Below are 23,746 nucleotides of genomic sequence, written 5' to 3'. Positions count from 1 at the left end.
ATAAGGGATTATCGAAAATTTGTTAGTTTATTACTTTATTCCTTTTGAAACTTTCTCAAAACAGAATAAATCATTAAATTCGCAAAATCAATTAATTTAGTAAAAAATCATATACCAATGAAATACGATATTATAGTTTTAGGAAGTGGTCCTGGAGGATATGTTACTGCTATCAGAGCCTCGCAATTAGGGTTTAAAGTAGCCGTAATCGAAAAAGAAAATTTAGGTGGAGTTTGTTTGAACTGGGGATGTATCCCAACGAAAGCATTACTAAAATCAGCCCAAGTTTTTGATTATCTAAAACACGCTTCTGATTACGGATTGACTGTTTCTGAATTTGATAAAGACTTTTCTGCGGTAGTAAATCGTAGTAGAGGTGTTGCAGAAGGAATGAGCAAAGGAGTTCAATTCTTAATGAAAAAAAATAAAATTGATGTCATTGACGGTTTTGGTAAAATCAAACCAGGTAAAAAATTAGACGTTACTGATAAAGCAGGAAAAGTTACTGAATATAGTGCGGATCATATCATCATAGCTACTGGAGCTCGTTCCCGTGAGTTGCCTAACTTACCTCAAGATGGTGTAAAAGTAATAGGATATCGTCAAGCTATGACTATGCCTACACAACCTAAATCTATGATTATTGTAGGTTCTGGAGCTATTGGAGTTGAGTTTGCTCATTTTTATAACGCAATGGGAACTGATGTTACTATTGTAGAATTTATGCCAAATGTAGTTCCTGTTGAAGACGAGGATATCTCAAAACAATTTGAGCGTTCTTTGAAAAAAGCAGGTATTAAAATCATGACTAATTCTTCTGTAGAAAAAATTGATACAACTGGTGCTGGTGTAAAAGCATTTGTTAAAACAGCAAAAGGAGAAGAAGTTCTTGAAGCTGATATTTTACTTTCGGCAGTGGGTATTAAAACTAATATCGAAAATATTGGTTTAGAAGAAGTGGGAATTGCTACTGACAGAGATAAAATATTAGTTAACGCTTACAATGCAACTAATATTCCTGGATATTACGCTATTGGAGATGTTACTCCTGGTCAAGCATTAGCTCACGTAGCTTCTGCCGAAGGAATCAACTGTGTAGAAAAAATTGCTGGTCTTCATGTAGAACCTATTGATTACGGAAATGTACCTGGTTGTACGTATGCTACACCAGAAATTGCATCTGTAGGTTTAACTGAGAAACAAGCTAAAGAAAAAGGATACGAATTAAAAATTGGTAAATTCCCTTTCTCAGCTTCAGGAAAAGCAAAAGCTGCAGGAACTCCTGATGGTTTTGTAAAAGTAATTTTTGATGCTAAATATGGTGAATGGTTAGGATGTCACATGATTGGTGCTGGTGTTACTGATATGATTGCTGAAGCAGTTGTAGCGCGTAAACTAGAAACTACTGGACATGAAATCCTAAAATCAATCCACCCTCACCCAACAATGAGTGAAGCGGTTATGGAAGCTGTAGCGGATGCTTACGGAGAAGTAATTCACTTGTAATAAGTAGACAAAAGCATTAGCCAATAGGCTATATAAAAAACAAAAATCCGATTGGTGTAGAACTAATCGGATTTTTTTATCCTAAAAATTAAAAAATGTGGAATTATTAACAAGTGTTGGTTTTGCATATTGCTAATTGTGAGTTATATTTACTATCAATTTAAAACTCAATCTAATGCTATACAATACTATACTAGAAACTATTGGCAATACGCCTCATGTAAAAATCAACAAACTCTTTGGTGCAAAACATCAAGTTTGGGTTAAGTTAGAACGAACAAATCCTGGAGCAAGTATCAAAGATAGAATTGCGCTATCAATGATTGAAGATGCGGAACAAAAAGGTTTATTAAAAAAAGACAGTACTATTATAGAGGCAACTTCTGGAAACACAGGAATTGGTCTTGCAATGGTTGCTGCCGTAAAAGGATACCGATTAATTCTTGTTATGCCAGAATCAATGTCTGTTGAAAGAAGACGATTAATGAGCATTTATGGAGCTGAATTTGTACTTACTCCTCGTGAAAAAGGCATGAAAGGTGCCCTCGAAAAAGCACAAGAATTAGCTACAGAAATTCCTAATGCATGGTCTCCATTACAATTTGAAAATCCAGCTAATATTGAAATACACAAAACAACTACTGCGCAGGAAATTATAAAAGCATTCCCTGATGGTTTAGATTATTTGATAACAGGCGTCGGAACTGGAGGACATATTACAGGTTGTGCTGAAATACTAAAAGCACATTATCCTAATTTAAAAGTCTTTGCTGTTGAGCCCGAAGCTTCTCCTGTAATCAGTGGAGGCTCCCCTTCTCCCCACCCTATTCAAGGAATTGGAGCTGGATTTATTCCAACCAACTTACATACTGATATTCTAGATGGAGCTATTCAAGTGAGTAAAGACGAAGCTTTTTCTTATACGCAAAGAGCTGCTAAAGAAGAAGGAATATTGTTAGGAATATCTTCTGGTGCATCCTTAGCGGCTGTTGCAAAAAAACTAGCTGAAATACCCGAAAATGCTAAAGTACTTACGTTTTGCTACGATACTGGTGAACGTTATTTGAGCATTGAAGGCTTATTTGAATAAAAATCACCCAAAAACAAACTTTAAAACCGATTTGTAAAAGCGAATCGGTTTTTTTATAGAAATACATTTTTCCAAATTAAATTATGTAACCTTTTATACTTAGTATTGAAATAACAATCTCCTGTTTTGCGTTTTTTAATAATTAAAACTTTAAAAAACAGACAGATACCATTTATTTTAACTTTTCAAATTCATCTTTTATAAATAATTAAAAGTATCTTTACGTAGAAGATTCCTAAAAAAATCATGCCTTTTTTACATAAACTATAGTTAATATCCCCCTAAAACAGATGTTATATGTTAAAACAAGAGCCCAATAAATTAGAACTATTTAAATATCTTGAAAGTGTTTTTTCTGATTTAGAACAGCAAAAAATAGCTTTAGATCAATCTGCTATAGTCGCTATAACAGACACTAAAGGTGATATTATTTATGTAAACGACAAGTTTTGCGAGATTTCAAAATATTCTAAAGAAGAATTAATTGGACAAAATCACCGTATCATAAATTCTAAATACCATGATACTGATTTTTTCAAAGATTTATGGAAAACCATTAGCCAGGGAAAAGTATGGCGAGGTGACATCAAAAACAGAGCAAAAGACAATACTTATTATTGGGTGTCAACTACTATTGTCCCGTATCTCAACGAGAATGGTAAACCATATCAATATGTTGCTATTCGTTTTGATATTACAAAACAAAAAAAACAAGAAATTGATTTAAAAGGACGAACGCAACAATTAGAAGACTTTTGTTTCATAGTTTCTCATAATTTAAGAGCACCGCTTAGCAATCTTTTATTGCTTACTTCTATGATTGAAGAGTGTGAAACCTTTGAAGAACAAAAAATATTAGCTAGTAAACTAAGTAAACCTGTGAATATTCTGAATGAAACATTCAACGAGCTTGTTGAATCGCTTCAGGTAAGACAAGATACTGAAATAGCAAAAGAAGATGTGTCTTTTAACGATTGTTTGTCTAAAGTTTTAGAAATTTTAAATCTAGATATAGTAAATCATAATATTGAAATCATAAGTGATTTTGAAGAGGCTCCCAGAATTATTTATCCAAAAAAATATTTACTTAGTTATTTGCACAACTTAGTGAGCAACTCTATTAAATACCGCTCACCCGAACGTCAATTAATTATTAATATTAAAACTTATCTTAAAAACGGCAGTATTTTTCTAAAAATAACTGACAATGGTTTAGGAATGGATATGAAAAATAATGCGTCTAAATTATTTGGTCTTAGAAAAACATTCCATGGAAATCCAGATGCAAAAGGATTTGGATTATTTATAACAAAAACCCAAGTTGAAGCGATGAGTGGAACGATTTATGCTGAAAGTAAAGTAGATACAGGAAGTACTTTTTACATTCAGTTTAACAAAAACTAAGAACTCATGAAAAAATTCGAAACCCTTTATATAGTTGATGACGATGATGTCTATCAATTTATCGCAAAAAAAACAATAGAACAGACTGGCTTAGTAGAGCTAATAAAAACATTTTCTAATGGTAAAGAAGCTATTCAATTTTTAGAATCATTTATTGATAGTCCAGAACTTTTACCTGAAATAATATTGTTAGATTTAACAATGCCGGTTATGGATGGATGGGAATTTCTTGAAAATTATTTTTTATTAAAACCTAATATAGGCAAGCAAGTTTATATCTATATCGTATCTTCATCTGTAAATCCTATTGATGTTCAAAAAGCAAGAAACATAAGTGAGGTAACTGACTATGTTGTAAAACCTATAACAAAAGATAAATTTATTCATTTGATTAAAAATCTATAAATAAACAACTTATCAGGAAATATTTTTTTTAAAAAATATCAAACAACAATTCCCCTTAACAAAATCTAATTCTCCCGACTTAATTTCAATAAATTATACATTCTTTTTTCTTAACTTCGTTTTAACTAATAGAAACCCATTTTCTTTTAGACACAATTACATCTAACAAAAAAGGTTCTATTGCTAAGCCATTCATATCATTTTAATCAAAATTATTTTTTTCTATGAAAAAGTTTTACGCATCTTCTCTTATTTTATTTTTCATTTTTTCATTGGTTTGTTGCCAAAAAAACGAATTAAAAAATAACGATTCTGCTACTATTGATGGGCATCCTGCTTGGATTATGCAAGGTAACATCTATGAAGTAAATGTTAGACAATACACCCCAGAAGGGACTTTAAATGCATTTGCAAAACACTTAGATCGATTAAAGGCTATGGGAGTAGAAACAATCTGGTTCATGCCTATTAATCCAATTAGTAAAGTAGACAGAAAAGGATCTTTAGGAAGCTATTATGCAGTTTCTGACTATACCGCTCTTAATCCAGAATTTGGAACAATCGAAGATTTTAAGAATGTGGTACAAGCCATCCATGATAAAGGAATGAAAGTACTTATTGATTGGGTTCCAAACCATACTGGAGCCGATCATCGCTGGCTAAAACAACATCCTGACTTTTTTGTAAAAGACAGTACTGGAAAAGCTGCAATGGCAGTAGACTGGGCGGATACACGCCAGTTAGATTATAAAAATCCTGTTTTGCAAGACAGCATGATTGCTGCTATGAAATATTGGGTTGAAAAAACGGATATTGACGGATTTAGATGTGATGTTGCTTGGAATGTACCCGCTAATTTCTGGAAAAAATCAATTCCTGAATTAAAGAAATTGAAAAATGTATTCATGCTTGCAGAAGGTGACAGCACCTATTTGCCAAAAAGCGGTTTTGATGCGGTTTACCCATGGCATATGTTCAAGATGATGGGAAAAGTAGCTAAAGGAGAAAGACCTGCTTTTAGTTTAGATAGCATTAATGCTGAAAATGATCGCATGTATCCAAAAAATACTATCCAAATGTATTTTACCAGCAATCATGATGAAAACAGTTGGAACAATGCCGATTTTGGTATTTTTCCTGGAATAGTACATGCTCCATTTGCTGTATTTAGTCAAACTATGAAAAACAGTGTACCGCTAATTTATAGTGGTCAAGAAGAACCTGTTCTGAGGTCTTTAAAGTTTTTTGATAAAGATCCAATATCTTTTAAAAACTTTCAACGAGAGGCATTTTATAAAACATTATTAAATCTTAGAAAAAGAAACATAGCGCTATCTGCTGATGCTTCTTTCAAAAAAGTCCAAGTAGGTGATGAAAAAGCAATTTATGCTTATGTTAGAGAAAAAAATAATGAAAAAGTATTCGTAATTCTGAATCTTTCAGGAACGGAAAAACCTATATCCATAAAAGACAATAATTTAATTGGAAAAGCATTCAATGTATTCAAAGGTAGTACGGAAGTGATAAGTTCAAAAGAAACTAAAATGAAACCTTGGGGATATACAATCTATGAATACAAATCAAAATAAAAATTAACTATGAAATTCAAATTAACCTTCTGTCTTATTCTGCTAATTAATATGATAAGCTACAGTCAAAATTCTGATGAATCCAAAAACATCATAAAAGTATTAGAAAAAGAATCAGCTACATGGCGAGCAAAAGATAGCAAAGGCCACACAGAATGTTGGTATGTAAAACCTTACAGTCGCATATTGATATCAACCACAGAAGGTAAATCTTTTGATGTACCACCAACTGCAATGATTGACACCAAACCAGAAAACATGGGAAATGGTGGGTTTTCAGTAAATACTAACTATAAAATGAGCATCAATGGCAATAGTGCTTGGGTAAGTCATGATGAAGAATCAACATCAAAAGAGGGAAAGAAAACCCTATCCTATGAAATTAGAATGCTAGAAAAAATAGAAGGACAATGGAAATTAGTAGGCCAGTCTATTCATATCTATAAACAAGAATAATTCCAAAGCAAAAATTAAACCACTACTTTCAAACCTCGTTTACACAAATAAACGAGGTTTTTTTATAGCTATATTTTTAGTAAAGCCAGATTTAGAATTTAATTTGACAATTAGAGCTTCATTTTTGTAATAAATTTTGGATGTAAAATTTTATTTCTTAAATTTATCAGAATCATAAGAAATTCTTTTGTGCAAATACTATCAAACCACTTTTAAAAAATCATAACTAAAATATATTCCAAAATGAAAATAGCTCTTTTTTCAAACGAATTTCCCCCAAATATTTATGGTGGCGCAGGTGTTCATATTGATTTTCTTAGTCAAGAATTAGCCAAATTAGGCGAGGTTGAAGTACGTTGTTTTGGTGACCAAAAGGAGAACACTTCTACAATGAATGTGCTTGGTATCAATTCTTGTTTAACTAAAATGGAAGACAAGGAAAATCAACATATAAAAATGTTTCATAATCTAAGTCGAAATGTTGAAATGTCACAAGCAACACCTCAGGCAGATGTCATTCACTGCCATACTTGGTACACCCATTTAGCAGGTGTGTTTACAAGAGAATTGTTGCAAGTGCCTCTTATTTTAACTACACACAGTTTAGAAACGCATCGCCCATGGAAGGTGGAACAATTAGGTAATGGTTATTTTCTTTCTCGTTGGATAGAAGATAAAGCCTATAAAACTGCTGATGGTGTCATTGCGGTAAGCGAACAAATGAAGCAAGATGTGATTGAAGCTTACGATGTTGCTCCAGAAAAAGTAACAGTAATCCATAACGGAATAGATCCTGAGTTTTACAAACCTACTTTTGATAACAACTTTCTTTTAGAATGTGGCATAAATCCAGATATTCCTTTTGTGCTTTTTGTAGGTCGTATTACGCGCCAAAAAGGAATTTCTCAACTTATATCTGCTGCCAAATATTTCAATAAGAATTGCCAAATTGTTCTGTGTGCAGGAGCACCAGACACACCGGAAATTGCTGCAGAAACAGAAGCTTTAATAACAGAACTTAAAGCAGAACGAGATGGTGTAATCTTAATTTCGGAAATGCTTTCTCGTGACAAAATAAAAATACTATACAGCCATGCCCGTGTTTTTGCCTGTCCCTCTTTGTATGAACCTTTTGGAATCATCAACCTAGAGGCTATGGCATGCGAAACTCCTGTTGTTGGAAGCCTAGTTGGTGGTATACCAGAAATTATTGTAGAAGGAAGTACTGGATATTTAATTCCTCTAAAAAGTGTTTCAAGAACTGATTTTAATCCATTAGATCCTGAATCTTTTCAAAAAGCCTTTGCTACTAAAATTAATCTATTTCTTGATGATGAAGCTTTAGCAACCAAAATGGGTAAGGAAGGTCGCGTTCGAGTGTTGAAAAAATTTAGTTGGGAATCAATTGCTAAAACTACTTTTGATTATTACCAAGAAGTCATTTTAAGATTCAAAAAAGAACAGGCCTAAAACAATAAAAGCCCTCGGTTTTAATAATAAATAATCCGTTTTGTCATGTTAAAAAAACAGACAAAGCGGATTTCTTTATTTTAATAATTTTGTGTTTTTATGTTTTAAAAAATCATTTTTATGAAGACGTTATTAAAAATAATTTTTGCCTTTTTTTAAATTCTAAATATCAAAAAGGAAAGTTTAAAGAGCCGTTTTCAAATACTGAATACGTTCTTAAAGGTGACTATATCTTTACGCTAGCGCCTTGGAAATATCTAATCTTAGTAAAAGAAAAATAAAACAATATCCTAAACCGTTCTAATCCTCAGAACGGTTTTTTTTGCAATTTTAAGTTAAAACTATACATTATCACACATCCTTTAATAGGTTTTTCTTCATTAAATTTAGATTTTTGAAAAATAAGAAAAAGAAACAGCAGTTATTATTTCTCTGAAAAAAGCACCTCAAAAAATCATTATCTTTGTTTAAAAAATTAAATAAATGCAACATATTATAGATCGATTCATAAGCTATGTAATTATTGATACTAAATCAGATTCAAATTCAGAAACTACGCCAAGCACTTCAAAACAATGGAATCTTGCCAATAAACTGGTCGAAGAATTAAAATCCATCGGAATGCAAGAGGTAACTATTGATGACAAGGCCTATATTATGGCAACACTACCTAGCAATATCGATTATGAGGTTCCAACTATTGGGTTTATATCTCATTTTGATACCTCTCCAGATTTTTGCGGAGCAAATGTAAAACCTCAGATTATAACTAATTATGACGGTGGTGATATCCTATTGAATTCAGAAAAGAACATCGTACTTTCTCCTAGTTATTTTAAAGATTTATTACTTTACAAAGGTCAAACTCTGATTACTACTGATGGAACTACTTTGCTTGGCGCAGATGACAAAGCTGGTATTACTGAAATTGTTACCGCAATGGAATTTCTAATCAAAAATCCTGATATTAAACATGGAAAAATCCGAATTGGTTTTACTCCAGATGAAGAAATTGGTCGCGGGGCACATCATTTTGACGTAGAAAAATTTAATGCTGACTGGGCTTATACTATGGACGGAAGTCAAGTAGGCGAATTAGAATATGAAAATTTTAATGCCGCTGGAGCGAAAATTATTTTCAAAGGAAAAAGTGTTCATCCTGGCTATGCCAAAGGGAAAATGATTAATTCAATGCTGATTGCAAATCATTTCATCAATGAATTACCAAAAGATGAAACTCCGGAAACAACCAGTCGTTACGAAGGTTTTTTTCACGTTCATCACTTAAATGGAAGCATCGAAGAAACCGTTCTAGAACTTATTATCCGTGATCACAACAAGAAAAAATTCGAAAAACGCAAAGAACTAATTGAAAAAATCACCAAAAAAATCAATAAAAAATATGCGAAACAATTTGGCGAAGACATTGCTATAGCAGAAATAAAAGACCAATATTACAATATGAAAGAAAAGGTGCTGCCTGTAAAACATATTGTAGATATTGCAGAAAAAGCAATGAACGAATTAGGAATTAAACCTTTAATCAAACCTATTCGAGGCGGAACTGACGGTTCGCAATTATCCTACAAAGGATTGCCTTGTCCTAATATTTTTGCAGGCGGACATAACTTTCATGGGAAATATGAATATGTACCTGTAGAAAGTATGGAAAAAGCAGTTCAAGTAATTGTAAAAATTGCAGAGTTGACCGCCTTAAGAAATAACTAGAAAAGAAGTAAAATTACCGCAAAAAAAACCGCAAATTCACAAATTATATATATATATATCAAATTAATTGATTAAAGTTTGTGAATTTGCGGTTACTATTTTAAAATCGAAAACCTAAAATTATTTTTTGTTCAATGCGGCACTCATTTCCATAGAAATAGCTGAACGCTCCATTTTCAATTTTCCTGACATTGTTTCAATAACAACTGTAGTGTCAGCAAGCTCAGAAACTTTACCGTGAAGTCCACTTTTAGTAATGATTCTATCCCCTACTTTTAGGCTACTTTCAAATTCTTTTTCGGCTTTAGCTCTTTTTTGTTGTGGTCTAATCATAAAGAAATAGATTACCACAAACATTAATAAAAACGGTGCAAACTGAGTTAATTGTTCCATAATTTTAATTCTTCTTTTTTGTTTGTTATTACATTAAACCTCGACCAACTTTAACCATCTTTTTGCTGGCCTGTAATTCTTTTACTAAATTATCTAAAATTCCGTTGATAAAAATACTGCTTTTTGGTGTAGAATATTCTTTTGCAACTTCTAAATATTCATTTAAAGTTACTTTAACAGGAATTGATGGAAATTTCAAAAATTCACAAATAGCCATTTTAAGTATTATGGTATCTATTTCAGCAATTCTTTCGCTATCCCAGTTTGGAGTTTTATCATCATATTCTTTCGATAATTCACGCTCATTCAAAATTGTTTTTCTGAACAAATCACGAACAAAGTCTTTATCCTCATTGTCTTTATACAATTTTGGAACTCTAAAACTTTCGTCATTAGCAGACTTAATCGCTTTCAATTGTTTAATGATATGTGTATTAACCAAAGGAATATCATCCACCCAAGTTAATTTATCATCTTCTAAATATTCATATAATTTCTCGTTTGGAACAATCACTTCTGTAAAAAGAGCTACAATAAAATCTCTGTCTTCTTCAAATGTGTTAACAGAATTACTCATGTATTTTGCATACAATTTGCTTTCTTTAACAGCATTTAACAACAGAATGATATAGTCATCATTCAAAGTCCAATTGTTAATTTTACGATTTTCTAAAGCTATACTAAGAGAATTGTTTTCTGCAAGAATTTGAAAAATACTGTTTTTGATGAATTTTTCGTTTGGATTTCGCTCTTCAGGAGTTGCTAGGTGTTTTTGGCTTGATAAATGCAAAAAGACAGTTTCTTTTTTACAGATTTCTATCAATGACGAAAGCATGATAAGGTATAAATCTTGAATGGCATCGATACTATAAAAAAGAAATTTTTCTTCTTTTTCCATATTATCAGAACCGTTTTGATGCATCGCATAAATGGACTGCATTACTTTAACGCGTATGTGTCTTCTATTTACCACCTTGTAAGAACTTTTATAAATTAGTCTGCAAAAATAAGGATTTCATCCCTTAAAATAAAATTAAACCTCAAAAAATAAGACAAAAAATTTCCTTATAAAGCAAAAAACTAATGAAGCATCTAAAAACAATTCGTTTTAAGATTTTAGTAGTGTGCCAGTTTACGTTTAAACTTGTATCTTTGTCCGAAGTACCATAAAACAAAGAATTAAGTCAATAACGATTACCCCTAACATGAAAGAATTACGCTATTTAAACAAATATTTTGTCAAATATAAATTCAGTTTTTTACTTGGGATTGGCATCACCATAGTTGCTCAAATTTTTTCTTTGTTTACTCCAAAATTAATCAGCAAGTCATTAGGTGCAATCGAAAAATTTGACAAGCTATCTGCTCATGAAAAAGCATCTCCAATCCTAAACTCTTATTTTAAAGAAGAGTTAGTCAGTAATATTTTATTGATTATTGGAACAACCATTATTGCAGGTTTTCTAACTTTTTTGATGCGTCAAACCTTAATTGTTATGTCAAGACATATCGAATTTGATTTGAAAAACGAAGTTTTTAGACAATATGAGAATTTATCTCAAAACTTCTATAAACAAAATAGAACTGGGGATTTAATGAACCGTATTAGCGAGGATGTTTCCAAAGTTAGAATGTATGTAGGACCAGCTGTTATGTATACTATAAATACAGTTATCCGTTTTGCCATAGTGATTGCATATATGTATAATGTCTCTCCTCGATTGACTTTTTATACAATTTTACCTTTACCGCTATTATCCTATGCCATTTTTAAACTAAGTTCTGAAATCAATATTCGAAGCACCATTTTCCAACAATATCTATCTAAAGTTTCTAGTTTTTCACAAGAAATATTTTCAGGTATTCGAGTTATAAAAGCCTATTCGCTAGAAAATCAGCATCAAAACAACATGATTGATTTAGCTAACGAAAGCAAAAGCAAAAGTTTAAGTCTAGCACGAGTACAATCCCTTTTTGGTCCTTTAATGCTCGCCTTAATCGGAATAAGTAACTTAGTAGTTATTTATTTTGGAGGTTTAATGTACATTGATGGAACTATCAAAAGCATAGGGACCATAGCTGAATTTATCTTGTACGTAAACATGTTAACTTGGCCAGTAGCGTCATTAGGTTGGGTTTCATCAATGGTACAAGAAGCCGAAGCATCTCAAAAACGATTGAATGAGTTCTTAAAAATTGAACCTGAAATCAAAAACAAAAACCTAGAGCACTCTTCAATTGAAGGCGAAATCACTTTCAAAAATGTAAGTTACACCTACGAAGACACAAACATAAAAGCAATACAAGACATTTCGTTTACAGTAAAAAAAGGAGAAACATTAGCTATTTTAGGAAAAACTGGAGCAGGAAAATCAACTATTTTATCTCTAATATCAAGGCTTTATGATGTTTCTGAAGGAGAAATAAATGTTGACGGCAAAGAGATTAGCAAGCTAAACTTATATGATTTGAGAAACAGCATTGGAATTGTTCCGCAAGACGCATTTCTATTTTCAGATAGCATAAAAAACAACATCAAATTTGGCAAAGAAAATGCTACTGATAAAGAAGTAATTGCTGCCGCAAAAAGTGCCGTTGTACATGATAATATCATTGGTTTTAACAAACAATATGAAACCATTCTTGGAGAACGAGGAATCACACTTTCTGGTGGACAAAAACAGCGTGTTTCTATAGCGAGAGCCATTATTAAAAATCCTGCCATTTTACTTTTTGATGACTGCTTATCTGCAGTTGATACAGAAACCGAAGAAGCTATTTTGAACAACTTATATGAAATTTGTAAAGATAAAACTACCATAATAGTGAGTCACAGAATCTCATCTGCTAAAAATGCAGATAGAATACTAATCATTGAAGATGGTAAAATCACACAACAAGGCTCTCATAATCAATTAATAAATCAAGAAGGCTATTATGCATCCCTATATTTGAAACAACTTTCAGAAAAAGAATTGCAATAATTTTTGTTTAATCCATATATTTTTATGATTTTTGATTGCTATTAAACCAAAAAAATTGACAGAAAGGATTATGAGAGAAAATGATATGTTAGAAAAAGAAGAGATATTTTCTAAAGTTTTACGAGCTGGAAGAAGAACCTATTTCTTTGATGTTAGAGCTACCAAAGCAGACGATTATTATATAACAATTACCGAAAGCAAAAAGTTTACTGAAGAAGATGGATCATTCCATTTCAAGAAACACAAAATTTATTTATACAAAGAAGATTTTACTGCTTTTGCAGAAATTCTTGGAGAAATGACCTCTTATGTTTTGAATCACAAAGGAGAAGAAGTTATTTCAGAAAGACACCAAAAAGATTTCAAAAAAGAATATGTTTCTGATAAAACAGAGGATGATGAAATAATCCCTCAAACATCAAGCTTTACAGATATCGAATTTGATGATATTTAATATATAATCAAACTATCCATACCAATACAAAAGTTCAAAAGCCAAATGGTTTTTGGACTTTTTTTGTATATTTAAAAATTAAATAAACCCAGATGAAAAACCTTTTCCTTTTCGCATTATTATTCCTTTTCGGAATTTCTGTTTCTGCACAAAAAGTAGAATATGCCACCCAATTAAACATCCCATATTATGATAATTCCGTAAGCAAATCTGATGCTTATCTAAAAGAAAGGTGTGTTTTAGATGTTTATTATCCAAAAAACAGTAAAGGTTTTGCTACTGTAATTTGGTTTCACGGCGGCGGATTAACTAGTGGTGAAAAAGAACTACCAGAAGCACTCAAAAACCAAGGAATAGCTTTGATTTCAGTAAATTATCGTTTAGGTCCAAAAGTAGTAGCACCAAAATATATTGAAGATGCTGCGGCAGCGACAGCTTGGGTTTTCAAAAACATAAATACATTTGGCGGAGACGCTTCCCTAATTTTTGTTTCTGGACATTCTGCTGGAGGATATTTAGCCACTATGATTGGTTTAGATAAAAAATGGTTAAACGCACAAGGAATAGATGCCAATAAAATTGCTGGACTTATTCCGTTTAGTGGTCAAGCCATCACCCATTTTTTAGTTCGAAAAGAAAGAGGCATTCCAGAAACTCAACCTATAATTGACGAATATGCTCCACTATTTCATGTGCGTGCAGATGCACCGCCTTTATTACTTATAACTGGAGATCGTGAATTAGAATTACTAGGGCGTTATGAAGAAAACGCTTACCTAATGCGCATGATGAAAATAGCAGGGCATAAAAATACAAAACTATATGAACTCGATGGATTTGGCCACAACATGACGGAACCTGCTTTCCCTTTATTACTCAATGAAGTAAGACGAATTGTTGAAGAAAATAAAATTCAAAATCAAATCAAATGACAGCACCAATCGTTAGTACAACATGGTTACATACTCATCTTGAAGAACCGAATCTTGTAATACTAGACGCGAGTTTAAAAGACAATCAGTCCAGTTTGAAAACGGATTTAGAAAATATTCAGATAAAAGGTTCTCGTTTTTTTGATATAAAAAACACCTTTAGCGAAACTAATAATCCGTTACCAAATACGCTTCCAAGTCCTGAAAAATTTGAAGAAGAAGCTCGAAAACTAGGTATTAATAAAAACAGTATAATTGTAGTTTATGATACTTTAGGCGTATATTCAAGTCCACGAGCTTGGTGGTTATTCAAAACAATGGGACATCAAAACGTTCATATTTTAGATGGAGGACTTCCTGCTTGGATTGAAGAAGGTTATAAAACAGAAAAAAATCAAAGAGAAGACATTTATCCAATTGGTGATTTTGAAGCAAATTTTAATCCTAATTTAGTAAAAAACAAAGAGCAACTATTAAAAAACATTCAAACAAAAGAAGCTATATTAATTGATGCACGCGCTGAAAACAGATTCAAAGGAATTGGCGACGAACCTAGACCAGGTTTAAGAAGCGGGCATATCCCCGGCTCTATAAATATTCCTTACACACAACTTTTGCGCGACGGGAAATTTTTACCAAAAGAAGAGTTGCTTAAAATCTTAAAACCCAACAACAAACCACTTGTGTTTACTTGCGGTTCTGGAGTTACAGCTTGTATTGATTTAATTGCTTTCGAATTAATTTCTGATGCGCCTAAATCCATATATGATGGTTCTTGGACTGAATGGGGACAATTAGAAAACTTTCCTATCGAAAAATAGCAAGCTTAAAAAGGGATTTTACCTCCATTGAAAATAATTTATATTTACATAAAATTAAGTCAAATCTCTTATTAAGATTTGAAGAAACTTGTAACAAATTGGTAAAATGAAACCAAATTTATTAATACTAGCTGGACTCGGTGATTCTGGCGAAAACCATTGGCAAAGTTATTGGCTAAAAAAATACAGCAATTCAAGTAAAGTAATTCAAGATAATTGGGAAGAACCTAAACTTGAAAATTGGATTGATAAACTGAATGAAGCCATACTAAAATTAGACGCTCCAACCATTTTAGTGGCGCATAGTTTAGCCGTTTCGATGGTGATGCATTGGGCTTCCGCCAATACTAATCCAAATATTGTAGGTGCTTTACTAGTTGCCCCTGCAGATGTTGATTCCCCAGAGCATGCACCAGAAGTAATTTGGAATTTCGCACCAATACCAACGATACCGTTAGATTTTCCAACAATAGTAATAAGTAGTGAAAACGATCCTTATATTTCATTGGAACGCGCCAAATATCTTGCAGAAAAATGGGGAAGTACTTTCGTAAACATTGGTCTAAAAGGACACGTCAATTCTGAATCTAATTTGGAATATTGGGAAGAAGGACAGTTGTTCTTGCAACAATTAATTAATAGAATTAATCCCTGATTATTTATCCTATTCGCAAACCATTTTCTATTTTAAAATCAGGAGCTAATAAAATAACATCTCCCGCATCTCCAACTGCACCTAGAACAAGACATTCACTATTAAATTTACCTATTTGTTTTTTTGGAAAATTAACTACGGCAACAATTTGTCGGTTGATTAAATCTTCTTTTTGATAGCGTTGGGTGATTTGTGCAGATGATTTTAAAATTCCTATTTCAGAACCGAAATCAATTGTCAATTGGTAAGCTGGTTTTCGGGCTTCTGGAAAATCATTTACTGTCAAAATAGTCCCTACACGCATTTCGACTTTTTCAAATTCTGACCAAGAAAGTTCGGATTTAATAATTGTATCCATAGCTTTAGTTTATCCGTAAATATAAAAAAATCCCAAAACTTTCGCTTTGGGATAATAATCAATTATTTGATTTTTATTATTTAACGTCCATTAATTCTACGTCAAAAATCAAAGTAGCATTTGGTGGAATTACTCCTCCTGCACCACGAGATCCGTATCCTAAATGAGATGGAATTACAAAACGTGCTTTATCTCCTACTTGTAACAAAGCAATACCTTCGTCCCATCCTTCAATAACATTTCCTCTTCCTAATGGGAATTCAATTGGTTTCTTTCTTGGATAAGAACTATCAAAAACTTTTCCGTCAGGAAGTTGTCCTGTATAATGAACTGAAACTGTTTTTCCGTTTTCAGCTTTTTTACCAGAACCTCTTTGAATAAATTGGTAACGTAAACCGCTTTCTGTTTTTTCAAAACCAGCTGCTAATTTTTCCATTTCAGCCTCTGCTGCTTCGCGTTCAGCCGCTTCACGTTTTGCACGAGAACCTTCAAAAGTTCTGAAAGCTTCAACAGCATTCCATTTTTGAGCTTCCTCTCCTACTCTGATGATTTCTAAAGTTTCCAAAACATCACCTTGAGCAATTGCATCAACTACATCTTGACCTTCAACAACGTTTCCAAAAACAGTATGCTTGTTATCAAGCCATGGTGTTGCAACGTGTGTGATAAAAAACTGAGAACCGTTACTACCTGGGCCTGAGTTTGCCATTGACAAAATACCTGGTGCATCGTGACGTAAATCTTGGTGAAATTCATCGTCAAATTTGTATCCTGGATCTCCAGTTCCTGTTCCTTGAGGACATCCTCCTTGAATCATAAAATCAGGAATTACACGGTGGAATTTTAATCCATCATAGAATTTATTTCCTTGTGGTTTTACTTTATTTTCTAAATTTCCTTCAGCCAAGGCTACAAAATTTCCTACTGTTCCCGGTGTTAAATCGTGTGTAAGTTTTACTAAAATAGAACCTTTTGGGGTGTTGAATTTAGCGTATATTCCGTTTTCCATTATTGTTGTTTTTTATTGAGGCACAAAATTACGAAATTAATTTTAAAATGGTAATTTGTATAAACGCAGATTTAATGTGATTTTGAGAATTATGATGCTCACTACAATCCTAGCCCAGATGGAAACGGCATCCTGTTGTGGCGGGGTTCGCCACAAGAGATAAAGTGTACAGCTGGATAAGGCTTCTGAAAAAAAATTGAATTTGGCTATTTGATATTGAAAATTGCGTTTGAAATTGGTGTTGAAAACTTTGTACCTTTGCGGCTCTCAACTTAGAAAAGAAATTATGCGCATTGATATTGTTACCGTTCTTCCTGAATTATTACGAAGTCCGTTTGAAGCTTCGATTATGAAACGTGCTATTGACAAAGGTTTAGTAGAAGTTCACATTCATAATTTAAGAGATTATACTACCAATAAACAAAAAAGCGTGGATGATTATCCCTATGGTGGTGGCGCTGGAATGGTGATGACGGTGCAACCTATTGATGCTTGTATTACGCATTTGAAAAGTGAAAGATCTTACGACGAAATCATTTATATGTCACCTGACGGGGAAACATTAAACCAGAAAATGGCCAATACGATGTCAATGTATGAAAATATCATCATTCTTTGTGGTCATTATAAAGGAGTAGATCAGAGAGTGCGCGATCATTTTATTACCAAAGAAATCTCAATTGGTGATTATGTATTGTCAGGAGGAGAATTGGGCGCATTAGTTTTATCAGATGCGTTGATTCGATTAATTCCAGGGGTTTTGAGTGATGAAACATCGGCTTTAACGGATAGTTTTCAAGATAATTTATTGTCAGGCCCTATTTATACTCGTCCTGCAGATTATAAAGGTTGGAAAGTTCCTGATGTTTTAACTAGTGGTAACTTTGCAAAAATCGATAAATGGCGAGAAGATATGGCCTATGAACATACTAAAAACAGACGCCCGGATTTACTAAATGAGTCTTAAAGTCAAAAGTCTTAAAGTCATTTAGCAAAATATTTTAAATCTTTCGACTTTCGACTTGTAACTTTCGACTTTTTTTGTAATTTTGCGCCCACATTAGACCAACCTCTGGCGAGAACCGCGAATGTTGCCCTAATTTTAAACCATAATTAAAAAATATCATGGCAGATTTATTGAAATTCGTTCAAGACGAATTTGTAACAAGAAAAGATTTCCCTGTATTCGGAGCTGGAGACACAATCACAGTTTACTACGAAATTAAAGAGGGTGAAAAAACAAGAACTCAGTTTTTTAAAGGAGTTGTTATTCAAAGAAGAGGTTCTGGAAACACAGAAACTTTCACAATTCGTAAAATGTCAGGTGCAGTTGGAGTTGAGCGTATCTTCCCAGTTAACTTGCCAGCTTTACAAAAAATTGAAATCAACAAAAAAGGTGCTGTACGTAGAGCTAGAATTTTCTACTTTAGAGAACTTACTGGTAAAAAAGCAAAAATTAGAGACAAAAGAAGATAGTCAATATCTCTTTCCTATAAAGGTCCCAACAATGTTGGGGCTTTTTTTTTGCAATTTTCACCCCTTTAGATTCCTAATTTAGGATTTAAAGGATGATAAAAATCACAAATTCAGAATAACACGTTATAATCTGAAAATTCCTGTTTTTCTGTACAAAATTACCTTTCTATTACATCTGATTTTCATATATTTGTCCGCCTAATTTTAAGTTAAACCTTAATTAAGCTCCTATTAACCGTGATTTAGATTATAAAAATAAAGAAATGACACAAAAATCAAAAATTTTTTACACGCTTACAGATGAGGCACCTCTATTGGCAACTTATTCTTTTTTACCTATTGTACAAGCCTTTACATCAACTTCAGATATTGAAATTGAAACTAGAGATATTTCTCTTGCAGGAAGAATTTTAGCAAATTTTCCTGAATTTTTGACTGAAGATCAAAAAACAGGAGATGCTTTATCAGAACTTGGACAATTAGCAAATACTCCAGAAGCAAACATTATAAAATTACCTAACGTATCTGCCTCAGTTCCACAATTGAAAGCAGCTATTGCAGAATTACAATCTCACGGTTATGCATTACCAAATTTCCCTGAAGAACCAAAGAATGATGATGAAATAGCCATTAAAGGGAAATATTCTAAAATTTTAGGTTCAGCTGTTAATCCAGTTTTACGTGAAGGAAACTCTGATCGTAGAGCACCAAAAGCAGTTAAAAATTACGCCAAAGCAAACCCACACTCTATGGGAGCTTGGTCATCTGACTCAAAAACTCGGGTTGCAGCTATGGAAAGTGGCGATTTTTACGGAAGTGAAAAATCAATCACTGTTTCAAATCCTACCGATGTAAAAATAGAATTTGTAGCAAAAGATGGTTCAGTTACCGTTTTGAAAGCAAGTACTCCATTGAAAGCTGGGGAAATTATTGATAGCTCAGTAATGAATGTAAATGCTTTGAAAAGTTTTGTTGCTAAAACAATAGCCGAAGCCAAAGAGAAAAATGTATTGCTTTCAGTGCATCTTAAAGCAACTATGATGAAGGTGTCTGATCCAATTATCTTTGGTGCTATAGTAGAAGTATATTTCGCAGCTGTTTTTGAAAAATATGCTACTTTATTTAATGAGTTAAACATTGATACTAGAAATGGTTTAGGTGATGTTTACGCTAAAATAGCAGGAAACCCAAAACAAGCTGAAGTAGAAGCGGCATTGAATCAAGCAATTGAAAACGGTCCTGCATTAGCAATGGTAAACTCTGAAAAAGGAATTACTAATCTTCATGTCCCTTCAGATGTAATTGTGGATGCTTCAATGCCTGCAATGATTCGTACTTCTGGACAGATGTACAACAAAGAAGGAAAAAGACAAGATACAATAGCAATTATTCCAGACAGATGTTATGCTGGCGTATATACTGCTACAATTGATTTTTGTAAAAAACATGGTGCTTTTGACCCAACTACTATGGGAAGTGTTCCAAACGTAGGTTTGATGGCACAAAAAGCAGAAGAATACGGTTCTCATGATAAAACATTCCAAATTCAAGGAGATGGTAAAGTTCGTGTAGTAGATACTAACGGAACTGTTTTGATGGAACAAACTGTTGAAGCTAAAGATATCTTCAGAATGTGTCAAGCGAAGGATGCTCCTATTCAAGACTGGGTTAAGCTAGCTGTAAATAGAGCTCGTTTATCAAGTACTCCTGCTGTTTTCTGGTTAGATGAAAACAGAGCACACGATAGAGAATTAATCGAAAAAGTAACAAAATATTTAAAAGATCACGATACTACAGGTTTAGATATCAGAATTCTTAATCCAATTGAAGCTACAAACTTCACTTTAGAAAGAATTATCAAAGGATTAGATACAATCTCTGTAACAGGAAACGTATTACGTGATTATTTAACTGATTTATTTCCTATTTTAGAAGTAGGAACTTCTGCAAAAATGCTTTCTATTGTTCCTTTGATGAATGGTGGAGGTTTATTTGAAACTGGCGCAGGTGGATCAGCTCCTAAACACGTAGAGCAATTTTTAGAAGAAGGATATTTAAGATGGGATTCACTTGGAGAATTCTTAGCACTAGGAGCGTCTTTAGAACATTTAGGACAAACGTTGAACAATTCAAAAGCAATTGTTTTAGCAGAAACTTTGGATGTTGCTACGGAGAAATTCTTAGCAAATGATAAATCTCCAGCACGTAAAATTGGACAAATCGATATTCGTGGTTCTCATTTTTACTTGGCTATGTATTGGGCAGAAGCATTAGCAGCTCAAAGCAAAGAGCCTGCTTTACAAACTATATTTGCTCCTATTGCAGCAGCATTTAACGAAAATGAAGCTAAAATAAATGAGGAATTAATTGGAGCACAAGGGAAACCTCAAACTATCGGTGGTTATTACCAACCAAATCCAGAATTAACTAGCAAAGCAATGCGTCCAAGCGGAACATTCAATGCTATATTAGCTAAAATCGCATAAACCTGCGGTATTTAACTTATAAATATTAAAAGACAACCCTAAACGGTTGTCTTTTTTTTTATCTTCGCATTTAATTAACGTTTGTTAGACAACAATTAAATCTTTTTATATTGAAATTTACCAAACTTAAAATAGAAAAAAATCAAGAAATGGTTTCGAAGAAAATTTGTTTTTATTCATCATTCTATTTTCCGCTTTATCTTGCTTTTCACAAGAAAAATTTACTCTTAGTGGAACAATTTCTGACACCAATAGTAACGAAACCTTAATAGGAGTTACTGTTATTATTTCAGAATTAAAAACAGGTGTAACCACAAATGAATACGGATTTTATTCTATAACTATACCAAAAGGAACTTATACCATTGACATCTCCTATTTAGGCTACCAACCAAAACAAGAAATCATAAATTTAGACCATAATACTAAAAACAATTTCAAACTTTTAGCTGATGAAATGGCATTAAAAGAAGTTGTAATTAAGGATAACAAATTCAAAAGCGACATCAGAAGTCCAGAAATGAGCATTAACAAACTCTCCATTTCAACTATTAAAAAAATGCCTGTCGTACTTGGAGAAGTTGATATTCTTAAATCTATTTTATTACTTCCTGGCGTTACTAATGCTGGCGAAGGAGCTTCTGGATTTAATGTTCGTGGCGGAGGTGCTGACCAGAATCTAATATTGCTGGATGAAGCCACAATATTCAATTCCTCGCATGTATTTGGTTTTTTCTCTGTTTTCAATCCCGATGCCATTAAAGATTTGAAATTATACAAAGGAGGAATTCCATCCCGTTTTGGCGGAAGAGCATCATCTGTTTTGGATATCTATCAAAAGGATGGTAGCAGTAAAAAATTCCATATGAATGGCGGTATTGGATTAATTGCAAGCCGATTTTTAGCCGAAGGACCAATCGTAAAAGACAAAGGATCTTTCCTTATTGGAGGTAGAAGTTCTTATGCACATTTATTTCTAAAATTATCAAAAGATCAAAAAAACAACACCGCTTATTTTTATGATTTAAATACCAAATTGAGCTATAAACTCAATTCAAATAATAGTTTGTATTTATCTGGATATTTTGGGCGCGATGTGTTTAGTTTGAATAAAAGTTTTACGAATACATATGGAAATGCAACGCTAAACTTGCGTTGGAACCATTTGTTTTCTGATAAATTATTTTCAAATCTGTCACTGATTTATAGTGATTATTATTACGGATTGGACTTGGATCTTGTAGGTTTCAAATGGGATTCTGGTATAAAAAATTACAACATCAAATACGATTTCAAAAATTATATTTCAGATAAATTCAAATTAAATTATGGTTTAAATGCCATTTCTTATGACTTTAATCCTGGTACAATCCAACCTTCAGAAACTGATTCAGGAATCAATTTTGCTCAATTAGATAAAAAATATGCTTTTGAGCCTGCAGCTTATTTAAATATAGACCAAGAAATTTCAAATAAAATATCGGTTTCTTATGGCCTTAGGTATAGTTTATTTTACCGCTTAGGAGCATCAACTATAAATCTATATGCGGATAACAATCCTGTGATTTTCAATTCAGATTTACAGATCTATGAAAAAGCAACCCCTATTGGAACTAAATATTATGAGAAAAACAAAATCATTCAAAGTTTCAATAACTTAGAGCCTCGGTTTTCATTTTCGTACCAACTCAACACCAATCAATCTGTAAAAGCAAGTTACAACAGAATGGTTCAGTACTTGCAGTTGATCTCTAACACGTCATCACCAACTCCTTTAGATGTTTGGACACCAAGTGATAATTTTATCAAACCTCAAATTGCGGACCAAGTCGCTTTAGGATATTTCAAAAATTTTAATGATGGTGCTTATTCTCTTGAAATAGAAACCTATTACAAGAAAATACAAAATCGTTTGGATTATATTGATGGAGCCAATTTAATAGCAAATAAGGCCATTGAACAAGTCATTCTTAATGGGCAATTACGAGCCTATGGATTAGAAATGATGTTCAAAAAAAATGAGGGTCGTTTAAACGGTTGGATCTCGTACACGCTATCAAAATCTGAGCAACAAACCCCTGGAAGAACCGCAATTGAAAGTGGAATCAACAATGGAAAATGGTACAATTCCGTTTATGACAAATTACACAATATTGCAGTAACGAGCTCCTACAATCTAAACAAAAAATGGACATTTGGAGCTAATTTTGCTTTACAAACTGGACAGCCAGTAACCTATCCAACGGGTCAATATGAATATCTTGGAATAACTGTTCCAAGCTACGGATTACGTAATGAAAATAGGTTACCCACCTACCACCATCTTGATATTTCAGCAACATTAATACCTAAAAGAAACTACGATAGAAATTGGAAAGGGGAATGGGTATTTAGCATTTACAATTTATACAATAGAAAAAATGCCGCATCCATAAATTTCAAACAAAATGCAGACTCTGGATATAATGAAGCTGTAAAAACTTCTATTTTTGGAATTGTTCCAGCCGTGAGTTATAATTTTAAATTTTAA

The 23,746-nt window shown here is 32.7% G+C and carries 21 protein-coding genes; 17 read left to right on the top strand and 4 right to left on the bottom strand.

Annotated elements, in window-relative coordinates; genetic code table 11:
- Positions 1-117 precede the first annotated feature (117 nt).
- The 8 genes from lpdA (at position 118) to pepT (ending at position 9,648) form a co-directional block, all read left to right on the top strand.
- Complete coding sequence (lpdA, locus tag C8C88_RS10405; protein ID WP_121338058.1) at positions 118-1,506, top strand: dihydrolipoyl dehydrogenase; 1,389 nt, start codon at positions 118-120, stop codon at positions 1,504-1,506.
- A gap of 175 nt (positions 1,507-1,681) precedes the next feature.
- Positions 1,682-2,596 carry a cysteine synthase A gene (cysK, locus tag C8C88_RS10400; protein ID WP_121338057.1) on the top strand — a complete coding sequence of 305 codons (915 nt, stop codon included), beginning with the start codon at positions 1,682-1,684 and terminating at the stop codon, positions 2,594-2,596.
- A 297-nt stretch (positions 2,597-2,893) separates the two neighbouring features.
- Entirely contained in the window at positions 2,894-4,000 is a 1,107-nt protein-coding gene (locus C8C88_RS10395; RefSeq protein WP_121338056.1) for a PAS domain-containing sensor histidine kinase, read from the top strand.
- A 6-nt stretch (positions 4,001-4,006) separates the two neighbouring features.
- Positions 4,007-4,405 carry a response regulator gene (locus C8C88_RS10390; RefSeq protein WP_121338055.1) on the top strand — a complete coding sequence of 133 codons (399 nt, stop codon included), beginning with the start codon at positions 4,007-4,009 and terminating at the stop codon, positions 4,403-4,405.
- Positions 4,406-4,629: 224 nt separating this feature from the next.
- The gene (locus tag C8C88_RS10385; protein ID WP_121338054.1) at positions 4,630-5,994 is read left to right on the top strand and encodes an alpha-amylase family glycosyl hydrolase; all 1,365 of its coding nucleotides are present in this window, start codon (positions 4,630-4,632) and stop codon (positions 5,992-5,994) included.
- Positions 5,995-6,003: 9 nt separating this feature from the next.
- Positions 6,004-6,450, top strand: coding sequence for an endo-arabinase (locus tag C8C88_RS10380; RefSeq protein ID WP_121338053.1), 447 nt, complete (start codon positions 6,004-6,006; stop codon positions 6,448-6,450).
- A gap of 243 nt (positions 6,451-6,693) precedes the next feature.
- Complete coding sequence (glgA, locus tag C8C88_RS10375) at positions 6,694-7,920, top strand: glycogen synthase (protein WP_121338052.1); 1,227 nt, start codon at positions 6,694-6,696, stop codon at positions 7,918-7,920.
- Between the two features lie 483 nt (positions 7,921-8,403).
- On the top strand, positions 8,404-9,648 hold the full coding sequence (gene pepT / locus C8C88_RS10365; protein ID WP_121338050.1) for a peptidase T: 1,245 nt from the start codon (positions 8,404-8,406) through the stop codon (positions 9,646-9,648).
- A 120-nt stretch (positions 9,649-9,768) separates the two neighbouring features.
- On the opposite strand, the gene yajC is transcribed toward pepT, so the two are convergent.
- Positions 9,769-10,041, bottom strand: coding sequence for a preprotein translocase subunit YajC (gene yajC, locus C8C88_RS10360; protein ID WP_121338049.1), 273 nt, complete (start codon positions 10,039-10,041; stop codon positions 9,769-9,771).
- Between the two features lie 28 nt (positions 10,042-10,069).
- Positions 10,070-10,981, bottom strand: coding sequence for a transcription antitermination factor NusB (gene nusB / locus C8C88_RS10355; protein ID WP_121338644.1), 912 nt, complete (start codon positions 10,979-10,981; stop codon positions 10,070-10,072).
- 265 nt (positions 10,982-11,246) lie between these two features.
- Here nusB and C8C88_RS10350 point away from each other — a divergent pair, with 265 nt between their 5' ends.
- The 5 genes from C8C88_RS10350 (at position 11,247) to C8C88_RS10330 (ending at position 15,887) form a co-directional block, all read left to right on the top strand.
- Positions 11,247-13,025 carry an ABC transporter ATP-binding protein gene (locus C8C88_RS10350; protein WP_121338048.1) on the top strand — a complete coding sequence of 593 codons (1,779 nt, stop codon included), beginning with the start codon at positions 11,247-11,249 and terminating at the stop codon, positions 13,023-13,025.
- Positions 13,026-13,095: 70 nt separating this feature from the next.
- The gene (locus tag C8C88_RS10345; RefSeq protein WP_121338643.1) at positions 13,096-13,479 is read left to right on the top strand and encodes a PUR family DNA/RNA-binding protein; all 384 of its coding nucleotides are present in this window, start codon (positions 13,096-13,098) and stop codon (positions 13,477-13,479) included.
- A 92-nt stretch (positions 13,480-13,571) separates the two neighbouring features.
- Complete coding sequence (locus C8C88_RS10340) at positions 13,572-14,411, top strand: alpha/beta hydrolase (protein WP_121338047.1); 840 nt, start codon at positions 13,572-13,574, stop codon at positions 14,409-14,411.
- A complete protein-coding gene (locus tag C8C88_RS10335) occupies positions 14,408-15,232 on the top strand; it encodes a sulfurtransferase (protein WP_121338046.1) in 825 nt (274 codons plus the stop codon). The genes C8C88_RS10340 and C8C88_RS10335 overlap by 4 nt, the downstream gene beginning before the upstream one ends.
- A 106-nt stretch (positions 15,233-15,338) precedes the next feature.
- On the top strand, positions 15,339-15,887 hold the full coding sequence (locus C8C88_RS10330; RefSeq protein ID WP_121338045.1) for an alpha/beta hydrolase: 549 nt from the start codon (positions 15,339-15,341) through the stop codon (positions 15,885-15,887).
- A gap of 4 nt (positions 15,888-15,891) precedes the next feature.
- Here the strand turns inward: C8C88_RS10330 and C8C88_RS10325 are convergent, their stop codons facing one another.
- Both C8C88_RS10325 and C8C88_RS10320 read right to left on the bottom strand, forming a co-directional pair.
- Positions 15,892-16,245 carry a tRNA-binding protein gene (locus C8C88_RS10325; RefSeq protein WP_121338044.1) on the bottom strand — a complete coding sequence of 118 codons (354 nt, stop codon included), beginning with the start codon at positions 16,243-16,245 and terminating at the stop codon, positions 15,892-15,894.
- 76 nt (positions 16,246-16,321) lie between these two features.
- Positions 16,322-17,254 (bottom strand): peptidylprolyl isomerase, encoded by a 933-nt coding sequence (locus C8C88_RS10320; protein ID WP_121338043.1) that lies wholly within the window; start codon positions 17,252-17,254, stop codon positions 16,322-16,324.
- Between the two features lie 286 nt (positions 17,255-17,540).
- On the opposite strand from C8C88_RS10320, the gene trmD reads away from it, so the two are divergent.
- The 4 genes from trmD (at position 17,541) to C8C88_RS10300 (ending at position 23,746) form a co-directional block, all read left to right on the top strand.
- Positions 17,541-18,221: a tRNA (guanosine(37)-N1)-methyltransferase TrmD gene (gene trmD / locus C8C88_RS10315; RefSeq protein WP_121338042.1), complete on the top strand. Its 681-nt coding sequence runs from the start codon at positions 17,541-17,543 to the stop codon at positions 18,219-18,221.
- Positions 18,222-18,379: 158 nt separating this feature from the next.
- Positions 18,380-18,730, top strand: a complete 351-nt coding sequence (gene rplS / locus C8C88_RS10310) for a 50S ribosomal protein L19 (protein WP_121338041.1) — start codon at positions 18,380-18,382, stop codon at positions 18,728-18,730.
- A gap of 263 nt (positions 18,731-18,993) precedes the next feature.
- Complete coding sequence (locus tag C8C88_RS10305; RefSeq protein ID WP_121338040.1) at positions 18,994-21,216, top strand: NADP-dependent isocitrate dehydrogenase; 2,223 nt, start codon at positions 18,994-18,996, stop codon at positions 21,214-21,216.
- A gap of 166 nt (positions 21,217-21,382) precedes the next feature.
- Positions 21,383-23,746 (top strand): TonB-dependent receptor, encoded by a 2,364-nt coding sequence (locus C8C88_RS10300; RefSeq protein ID WP_121338039.1) that lies wholly within the window; start codon positions 21,383-21,385, stop codon positions 23,744-23,746.

The organism is Flavobacterium sp. 123, assembly GCF_003634825.1.
GTDB lineage: Bacteria > Bacteroidota > Bacteroidia > Flavobacteriales > Flavobacteriaceae > Flavobacterium.
Note: the sequence above shows the minus strand (reverse complement) of the source record. Positions and strands in the feature narration are given on the sequence as shown.

Coding starts and splice junctions, on each gene's coding strand:
- lpdA (WP_121338058.1), top strand. CDS start 118: ATGAAATACGATATTATAGTTTTAGGAAGTGGTCCTGGAGGATATGTT.
- cysK (WP_121338057.1), top strand. CDS start 1,682: ATGCTATACAATACTATACTAGAAACTATTGGCAATACGCCTCATGTA.
- C8C88_RS10395 (WP_121338056.1), top strand. CDS start 2,894: ATGTTAAAACAAGAGCCCAATAAATTAGAACTATTTAAATATCTTGAA.
- C8C88_RS10390 (WP_121338055.1), top strand. CDS start 4,007: ATGAAAAAATTCGAAACCCTTTATATAGTTGATGACGATGATGTCTAT.
- C8C88_RS10385 (WP_121338054.1), top strand. CDS start 4,630: ATGAAAAAGTTTTACGCATCTTCTCTTATTTTATTTTTCATTTTTTCA.
- C8C88_RS10380 (WP_121338053.1), top strand. CDS start 6,004: ATGAAATTCAAATTAACCTTCTGTCTTATTCTGCTAATTAATATGATA.
- glgA (WP_121338052.1), top strand. CDS start 6,694: ATGAAAATAGCTCTTTTTTCAAACGAATTTCCCCCAAATATTTATGGT.
- pepT (WP_121338050.1), top strand. CDS start 8,404: ATGCAACATATTATAGATCGATTCATAAGCTATGTAATTATTGATACT.
- yajC (WP_121338049.1), bottom strand. CDS start 10,041: ATGGAACAATTAACTCAGTTTGCACCGTTTTTATTAATGTTTGTGGTA.
- nusB (WP_121338644.1), bottom strand. CDS start 10,981: ATGCAGTCCATTTATGCGATGCATCAAAACGGTTCTGATAATATGGAA.
- C8C88_RS10350 (WP_121338048.1), top strand. CDS start 11,247: ATGAAAGAATTACGCTATTTAAACAAATATTTTGTCAAATATAAATTC.
- C8C88_RS10345 (WP_121338643.1), top strand. CDS start 13,096: ATGAGAGAAAATGATATGTTAGAAAAAGAAGAGATATTTTCTAAAGTT.
- C8C88_RS10340 (WP_121338047.1), top strand. CDS start 13,572: ATGAAAAACCTTTTCCTTTTCGCATTATTATTCCTTTTCGGAATTTCT.
- C8C88_RS10335 (WP_121338046.1), top strand. CDS start 14,408: ATGACAGCACCAATCGTTAGTACAACATGGTTACATACTCATCTTGAA.
- C8C88_RS10330 (WP_121338045.1), top strand. CDS start 15,339: ATGAAACCAAATTTATTAATACTAGCTGGACTCGGTGATTCTGGCGAA.
- C8C88_RS10325 (WP_121338044.1), bottom strand. CDS start 16,245: ATGGATACAATTATTAAATCCGAACTTTCTTGGTCAGAATTTGAAAAA.
- C8C88_RS10320 (WP_121338043.1), bottom strand. CDS start 17,254: ATGGAAAACGGAATATACGCTAAATTCAACACCCCAAAAGGTTCTATT.
- trmD (WP_121338042.1), top strand. CDS start 17,541: ATGCGCATTGATATTGTTACCGTTCTTCCTGAATTATTACGAAGTCCG.
- rplS (WP_121338041.1), top strand. CDS start 18,380: ATGGCAGATTTATTGAAATTCGTTCAAGACGAATTTGTAACAAGAAAA.
- C8C88_RS10305 (WP_121338040.1), top strand. CDS start 18,994: ATGACACAAAAATCAAAAATTTTTTACACGCTTACAGATGAGGCACCT.